Annotated in this window: 1 protein-coding gene and 1 pseudogene; one reads left to right on the forward strand and one right to left on the reverse strand. The window is 72.3% G+C overall.

The window, feature by feature from the left end:
* A pseudogene (locus tag BM536_RS38795) lies at nt 1-335 on the reverse strand (DUF192 domain-containing protein); the annotation flags it as partial.
* A 168-nt stretch (nt 336-503) separates the two neighbouring features.
* Between BM536_RS38795 and BM536_RS38800 the strand changes: the two are divergent.
* Nucleotides 504-1,064, forward strand: a complete 561-nt coding sequence (locus BM536_RS38800; RefSeq protein ID WP_073500231.1) for a dihydrofolate reductase family protein — start codon at nt 504-506, stop codon at nt 1,062-1,064.
* The last annotated feature ends 183 nt before the right edge of the window (nt 1,065-1,247 follow it).

Genomic DNA, 1,247 nt, shown 5'->3' on the forward strand with positions numbered 1-1,247 from the left:
ACCCCGCCATGACCCCCGCCTCCGCCTCCAGGACGTGCCGCGACCTCAGCCGGGGGGCGACCCAACCGGCCCGGCCCCATGGTCCGGACGGACAGCACCGTCAGGTGGCGGTCCAGGTAGGCGACGTCGATGGGCATGCGCATACCGAAGGTGTGGACGCTGCCGGCGGGGGAGAGGAGCATCGCGCCCTCGATCGAGTCGCGGCCCAGCAGCCCCTTCGTCCGGGCGCGATAAGAGGCCGCGATCTCCAACGGGACCGTCACCGCCGCCCCGCCCTCACCCGCCTCACCCGGTACGACCAGCCGCCCCCGCCCGTCCCGAAACCGCCGCCCCATCCCCAGCTCCGATCAGCCGACCGACCCCCGCGAGACCGAGCACGCCCGTGGAACCCGACACTCGACCCCGCGCCACGCCACGACCGTATCCCCGCCCCAGCCCCGCCACACCCTCTCTCCATGGCACCGTGAAGCAAGGGATCCGAGGACCAGCGAGGAGCACCGACCATGCGCGACGTCGTCCTGACCGCCACCATCTCTCTCGACGGGTACATCGAGGGCCCCGACCGGGACATCTCCTGGCATCGCGTCGACGAGGAACTGCACCAGCACTTCAACGACACCCTCCGCGAGGCCGGTGCCTTCCTGAGCGGCCGGGTCACCCACCAACTGATGACCGAGTTCTGGCCCACGGCCGACCAGGACCCCGACGCGAGCCCCACGGTCGTCGAGTTCGCCGGGATCTGGCGGGAGAAGCCCAAGTTCGTGTACTCGCGGACGTGGGAGCACGCCGACTGGAACACGACCGTCGTGCGGGACGTCGTACCGAAGGAGGTGCGCGCACTCAAGGAGCAGCCGGGCGGCCCGCTGGTCCTCAGCGGCGCGCACCTGGCAGCCGCCTTCCTGCGGCAGGGGCTCGTCGACGCGTTCCGGATCTACGTCGATCCGGTGATCGTCGGCGGCGGCACCCCGCTGTTCATGGAGGGCTCCGCCCCGGCCGGCCTCCGCCTGGTCGAGACGCACACCTTCGGCAACGGCGTCGTCCTCCTGAGCCACGAGCGCCAGTAGGCCACGCCCCCGCGGCCCCAGAAGCCGAACGGCACGACGAGCCGTGAGCCCTGCAGCCACGCGGCGCCACGAGCCCCGCAGCACAGCTTTACGAGCCCCGCAGCACGGCTCCACGAGCCCCGCAGCCACACGCCCCCGCGGCCCCACCAACAGCCGAACGCCCCCCAGGCCCCGCAGCCGAAC

Source organism: Streptomyces phaeoluteigriseus (assembly GCF_001896135.2).
Taxonomy (GTDB): domain Bacteria; phylum Actinomycetota; class Actinomycetes; order Streptomycetales; family Streptomycetaceae; genus Streptomyces; species Streptomyces phaeoluteigriseus.

What these genes read in the sequence shown, in the direction of transcription:
- BM536_RS38800 (WP_073500231.1), top strand. Translation starts at nt 504, where the DNA reads ATGCGCGACGTCGTCCTGACCGCCACCATCTCTCTCGACGGGTACATC.